10 protein-coding genes are annotated in these 6,110 nt (G+C 41.1%); all 10 read right to left on the reverse strand.

Features of this window, described 5'->3' with window-relative positions:
- Positions 1-92: 92 nt before the first annotated feature.
- The gene (locus tag ACTND6_RS10360; protein ID WP_441024108.1) at positions 93-731 is read right to left on the reverse strand and encodes a PcfB family protein; all 639 of its coding nucleotides are present in this window, start codon (positions 729-731) and stop codon (positions 93-95) included.
- Positions 728-2,062, reverse strand: coding sequence for a relaxase/mobilization nuclease domain-containing protein (locus tag ACTND6_RS10365; protein ID WP_441024106.1), 1,335 nt, complete (start codon positions 2,060-2,062; stop codon positions 728-730). Before ACTND6_RS10365 ends, ACTND6_RS10360 begins: the two co-directional genes overlap by 4 nt.
- Positions 2,035-2,394 (reverse strand): plasmid mobilization protein, encoded by a 360-nt coding sequence (locus ACTND6_RS10370; protein WP_441024104.1) that lies wholly within the window; start codon positions 2,392-2,394, stop codon positions 2,035-2,037. The genes ACTND6_RS10365 and ACTND6_RS10370 overlap by 28 nt, the downstream gene beginning before the upstream one ends.
- Positions 2,395-2,522: 128 nt before the next feature.
- Positions 2,523-3,209 carry a DUF5688 family protein gene (locus ACTND6_RS10375; protein ID WP_441024102.1) on the reverse strand — a complete coding sequence of 229 codons (687 nt, stop codon included), beginning with the start codon at positions 3,207-3,209 and terminating at the stop codon, positions 2,523-2,525.
- A gap of 86 nt (positions 3,210-3,295) precedes the next feature.
- Positions 3,296-3,520, reverse strand: a complete 225-nt coding sequence (locus tag ACTND6_RS10380; protein WP_117445860.1) for a hypothetical protein — start codon at positions 3,518-3,520, stop codon at positions 3,296-3,298.
- 8 nt (positions 3,521-3,528) lie between these two features.
- A complete protein-coding gene (locus ACTND6_RS10385) occupies positions 3,529-3,846 on the reverse strand; it encodes a hypothetical protein (RefSeq protein ID WP_117445859.1) in 318 nt (105 codons plus the stop codon).
- A 12-nt stretch (positions 3,847-3,858) separates the two neighbouring features.
- Positions 3,859-4,395: a hypothetical protein gene (locus ACTND6_RS10390; RefSeq protein WP_441024100.1), complete on the reverse strand. Its 537-nt coding sequence runs from the start codon at positions 4,393-4,395 to the stop codon at positions 3,859-3,861.
- A 3-nt stretch (positions 4,396-4,398) separates the two neighbouring features.
- Positions 4,399-4,641: a DUF4314 domain-containing protein gene (locus ACTND6_RS10395; protein ID WP_441024098.1), complete on the reverse strand. Its 243-nt coding sequence runs from the start codon at positions 4,639-4,641 to the stop codon at positions 4,399-4,401.
- Positions 4,642-5,586 (reverse strand): DUF3991 domain-containing protein, encoded by a 945-nt coding sequence (locus ACTND6_RS10400; protein WP_441024096.1) that lies wholly within the window; start codon positions 5,584-5,586, stop codon positions 4,642-4,644. It abuts the gene before it with no gap.
- Positions 5,583-6,110, reverse strand: a 528-nt coding sequence (locus tag ACTND6_RS10405; protein ID WP_441024093.1) for a DUF6908 domain-containing protein, incomplete at its 5' end; no start/stop codon positions are given. The genes ACTND6_RS10400 and ACTND6_RS10405, both read right to left, overlap by 4 nt.

Genomic DNA, 6,110 nt, shown 5'->3' on the forward strand with positions numbered 1-6,110 from the left:
GTAAACAATTTGAATACCAGCATCAAATAATTTGAATACTTCGGAATTTCACGTTATGTCTTCTGGCATTTAATTTGATTTTCTTAGTGTATTTAATGTGACGTTCTACAAGAGACACGTTCAGAAATAGGACTGTTTTCTTTTTCGACGCTGTTGCTCTTCGGCTTTTCTGTCCTGGATGTTTTTGAAGATTGCTCGAACGGAGTGCCGCTGTTCGTTCGAGCTTTTGAGGGGTTTGCTTCATTCATCATCTTCTGGATCAGATCATCATGTTCCTGATCGGATAGTGGTTTGACATCCGGCAACTGTTTCTTCTGTGCCATGACAGATTCTCGGATTGCTTTTGTATCAATCGTTGCCAGATCAAACTTATCCACAATTCTGGAGATCTTGGATGCATCTTCTGATCGAACCATGATATCCACAATTCCATCCGTGTTGTTTTTCTCTTTGAGTACAGAGTAGAGAACACCGTAGTGTTTTGCCTCCTGGCAGAATTTCTTCAGATCGGAATGACGAATGGCAAATACCTTCAGTTCCTTTCCGGATTTCAGCATGCTGTCAAGACGGGTTCTGCCTTTGATCTTCTTGCGGTCCGTCAGGATTGCATACAGTGTTGCTGCAAGTGATCTTGCAGTTGCACCACCTGCTTTCATTGCAATTTCTGCAGCTACCTGAATGCCTTCCAGAGTCATCTTCATCATCTGATCGGCTGTATCTGCGCTGTTCATAGATTCAGGCTCCTTTCATATTCCTGCTGTTTTTCGTTTTTCTGCTGTTCAAGTTCATTGATCTGTTTCAGCTTATCTTCAATGTCCGGTACTCTGTTTTCTATATCATGACAGAGTTTCAGCTCCTTTTTCAAATGTGCAATTTGAGAGGTGAGATCATCACGATCTGCCTCATACTGCAGCTTCAGCGTTTCATCCTTGACGCGCTTCAGCTTGCCGTAGATCTTCTTTCTTTCGTTGATCAGTTCGTGAATCTCATCGTTGACTCTGTCCTTGAAGGAAACAATATCTTCAACGGTTTCCAGATTGTTTTTACCAAGGAATGTATTCTCTTCGGTTATCCTGTCCATATAAATCAGATCCCTCCTTAACTGGGCACTTGGATATCTTTTCGGTGCGTCCTTTGCATGAATGATTCCAAGCAGATACATGTATCTGAAATACAGTGCTTTGAATCCTTTCAGCTTTTTTGATTCTCCATTGTAATAATGACAGGGGACAGCATCCTGCACTTTGACCATCGGCATCAGCAGATTGTTGTAGAGCTTTTCTTCAATGTGCTCCTCATCATATGCACCATCTCGAAGCAGACTCTTCAGTCTTCTCATTCTCTGTCCCTGTGGATGTTTTACAGCAATGTACCTGCCTCGGGTGGATACTTCATAGCCCATCTCCTGCAACCCTTCTACAAACTGATCCATGTTACGGGCATAGGACAGGACTGTATCAACGTCATGCCTGATCAGCTGTCTGAAGTATGGCTTTCCTTCCGCAATGGCGTTCCATTCACTGTACTGCATGCCTTTCCCATTGGAATGAATGACAGACAGGTTATGGCTGTTGCATAACTCATCTGAGATATTTCGAAACTGCATATAGTCCTTTCTGTTGTTATCAAACTTCTTTCCGTCCATGAAGGAAACGGAGTTGATCACAAAATGATTGTGGAGATGATGTCTGTCCACATGTGTGGAAATAACAACTTCAAAACGATCACCCCACATCTGATCAGCAAGACTGACACCGATCTCATGACACTCATCCGGTGTAATCTCATCCGGCTTGAATGACTGAACAGCATGAAAGGCAAGGACGCCATCATCCTTGCACCATTTCTGTTTTGTGGCAATCATCTGTCTGACGGAAGTGTCAGGATTACAGTTGATGCCGGTAATATATTCTTTCTCATTTGTTTTATAACCCTGAGTTGCATAGGTTATGACTTCTTTGAGTCCATCGGATATCTGACCAGTGGTTTTGGTTTGGTTTGAGATGTATCTGACAACACGATTCAGATTATCTTTCACTGGCCATATTTTGGTAACTGCCATAGTTCCTCCATCTTTACCGGTGCCTGCATCATCAACATGATCTGATCAATTGTATCGAGCAGATCAGCATAGTTGGACTGATATGTTTCCGTATCCACTGATCCATTGCGGTTGGCAATACGTGCAACCTGATTGATGTTGTTGGCAATGTTACGAAGCAGTTTTGTTGTTTCCAGCAGTTCCTTACTGGGAGCTGCCCGTGGAATAACACCGCTCACCAGCATCCGGATGTAGGACTCCCTGGACAGCCTGGATTCTTTCACAAGTCTGTTGAGATGATCCAGTTCTGATTTTGTCAGACGGACTTTAATGGTGAATTGTCTTTTCTGCATGTTCTCCTTTAAAAAGGGCAGCTGTTGTCAACTGCCTGTCAGGGTCTTAGGGAATATCCCTAAATATTCGGTATTTTGGGCCCAAAATACGTTGCTTGCTACATCTGTAGACATGGATAGTCTACAGACTAATGACACTGGAACCTGTTCTTGTTAACCATTTTCTGATAATCATCATATCTTTCAAAAAGGCGGGTATCCTTGTCATAGTGGTATACCGTATCCGAAAGGAACTTGTCTTTACTGAGTGCATCGCTTCTATTGACGATATAAAGCATCTCCTTGAGATCCTTTGGCTTGACATTCTTGTTTTCCGCAATGACAATGCATTCATCAACTGAAGAAGGGATGACATAAAGGCTGCTGTCTAGCTTTGCAGACAGTGAATTTAGAAGTTCTGGATAAAAGATGGATGCAGCTCCATCACTGTTGTGTTCATTTGTGACGATATACATTTTGACATTGCTGTTACTTTCAACAACTTCATCTGGTATTCCAAGTATCATGGATTCCAGGGTCTGCACATGCGGTGGAATCATTTTTGGCGATGAAATCCTGGCATCCTCGTGAAGCTGATCAAGTGTTATGCCATAGGCATTAAGCAGGTTGTTTGTGATCTTTGCTGAACAGATCTGCGTATCGGATGATTTGATAATAATGTGATAGGTTATCGCAAGATCGCCAATTGCGGTATGTGGCATATCTTTGAGTTCATTTTGTTCAAGATTGCATACGCGTATGAACAGATAGTCCTTTATCAGATCGTAATCGGTGATATTGGAAATATTGGAAATGAGATTCTTATTGATGATCATTCTTGGAATCCTCATTTTCTAATTGCTCCAAATAAAAATCCAGCCTGTCATGACTGGAAGAAGTGTTGATATCGCTGATGGTAATTTCAATTTTCATTTTCTTTTGTCTCCTTGTTATTTTTTTGTGAAGAAAGGATATCGGAAAGGTCTGATTCCATTTTCTCCATCATTTCTTTCTTCTGATTGAGAAGCTTAAGCTTGTTGGCAATCAGAATGTTTTCTTCAGAATACTTTTTGATCCTTTCCTCGTTTTTGATTTTCTGGTTTTCCAGCAAATGTATTTTGCGGATAATGTCTTCATAGCGGATCATGTTGGCACCTACTCATCATTACGATGACCTTCCATACCGAAAAGAAAATCGGTTGTATCGATTTCATCCACATCATGGTCATAGCTGTCGATGGTCATAACGATGAATTCAATGATTTCGTGCATCAGCTGTTCTTCGACTTCAGCCACAACTTCCAGTGCAATTTCATCACACATCTTTTCCATGATTGATGAATCTTCAGTTGGCCTATAGTCGATTTCCATATTCTCAACTGCATCGATTGCCCAGTTCATAACATCAACCGTCATCTGATCATCACGATGAAGGTTGGAATAGTTGTAGATTTTTGGATTGTAATAGCTCATTGTGTTTTCCTCCTATCTTTCAAAGCCATTCTTCTTTTTGATTCTGATCTTGTCGTCTTCAGTAATTTCAAACTTGTAGACATTATCGGCTGGTTCCTGACCAAACAGGGAAGCCATAAGTTCGGAATCATTTTTCGTATCCTCATACTTATTAAGATGCTCAGAATCAACTAGATGGAATTTCTTCTTCAGGGTTTTCTCATCTTCGACAAGTTCCTGGGCTGTTATCTTGATGGCGGCTTCTTCGTTGAGCTCCAGTGAATCCGGTGTCTTGTTCATGTCCATCAGCAATAATGTTTCATAGAACAGTACCGGTTCCTCTTCCTTTAATGATTTCATCTGCTTGAACATGATGTTCAGAAACTGCCGTTTTACCTGATCATTTACCATGACTTCCACAGGCTGATCCAGTATATCCTTATAGTGCTTGGCTGGAACTACTGTTGGCTGCTTGGTATCCGGATTGATATAGGCATAGGTCATTCGCGAAATGTTTTCGCTCAGTTCCTTGATCTTCATTTTCACAAATAGATCAAACTGTTTGTTCATATGTCATCTCTCCATTTCCTTTTTCTTAACTTTAGTGAATTGATCTTCATCAGGTACTAGACCAAGGGAAGAACCATTATTCCAACCCACATGGATCGTACCAGCATCATCAACAAACTGGACAGTGCCCAGTGTTCCATCAGGTACTGGATGGCAGTCATCATTCATGTGGATGCATTTGATTCTGGTGCCTGGAGGGTATTGTCTTCGCAGTCTTTCGACTTCATCCTGTTTCATAAATTCCATTTAGCATTTCTCCTTTCGCTGCTGGTCCATTTTTGCAAAGACCAACTTTTCATTTATGTCCTTGAAGTAGGTTGGATGTTCATCAACGCATTTGTAGGTTTCATCAAGAATTGAAATGATACTTTGGGTTGCACGTTTACCAGTATCATCATTATCCAGATGCAGGATGATCTTCTTGATACGATCATTTCGTTTCAGATAACTCCATAAGGCAATTGGAACATCCGCTTCCTCTTTTGCAGCAATGCCGGCTGTGGCTCCTGATAGTGACAGGCAGTTATGGGAATAGAAGGGAATGTTATCCATCTTTAACAGCGTCATATAGGAAAGCATATCAATGGCTCCTTCAAAGATGTGAAGCTCATCTGATTGGATGGTAGTAAAAGAAAAGCTGAAAGCCTTGTTGCTTCCAGCATGATCCTGTTTCATAGGGGTATTGATGCTTCTTTTGAAGGCATAGGCTGGTTTGTTGCCAGCGAAGCCAACAAAGACTGCATTCTTGTAATATTTACTTTGATAGATTTGGCCTTTTGCAACAAAGTAATTGACAATTTCCTTGTCAATCATCCTTTCATCGCAAAGATAATGGATCACATCATCGTTGGTTTCATCCTTTGGTGGCAGCACAAACGGCTTTGCCTTTTTTGGCCTTTCATGTGTAATGACTGGCATGGCAATCTTCATCGCATCTATGATGGTTTCACAGGCATCCATGAAGGTATATCCTTCAACGGTTACCAGATAGTCAATGGCGGAAGTGCCACCTTTCCTTTTTGACCACCAGTACCATTTTCCGTTGGAAAAGTGCAGTGAATCATGGTCGACATGGATGTAATCCGTTCTTCCATTTCTGATCAACAGATCTGGATGGTAGTTCTTCAGATAATCAATTGCACTCAGGCTTCTGATTTCCTTCAGCTTGTCTTTAGGTATATATCTTGTCATCTTTCTTTCTCCTTAACCTTAGGCGCCATATTTGCCAGATTGTTTTCCTTGCAAAATCTGCGAATGTCATTTGCATTTTCAATAACTTGCTCCTCTGTATATACAGCTTTAACCTTATACTGGTTTTCTTGAATATTGTTTAGCCATTCATCCATGAATTCGTTTAGCTGATGAGCAGCAACCGGATCCTTATCAACTCTTTGATAGAATTGCAGATTGTCCTGTTGGTAGGACTCTGGATATAGCAAGCGGTTATCCTTATCAACAGTGAATTCAACATCCGGATCGGCCATCAGATCACCATTGAGTACGTAGTTATGGGACATGGCATAACGGTTATCATCAATGATTTCAACATTCAGATCCATGAAGTGCGGTGTTCCATATTTGATATAGCAGGCATCACCGCTTAATAGAGCTTCCTGTAACATGTAAATGCAGAAGTGGAAAGGAAGAATGAAATAAAAAAGTACCTGTCGTAAAATTGAATCTGCTGATCTTGACCGGTTAGCTGAAACAATAAT

The organism is Bulleidia sp. HCP3S3_C9, from assembly GCF_052064035.1.
Lineage (GTDB): Bacteria > Bacillota_I > Bacilli_A > Erysipelotrichales > Erysipelotrichaceae > Bulleidia.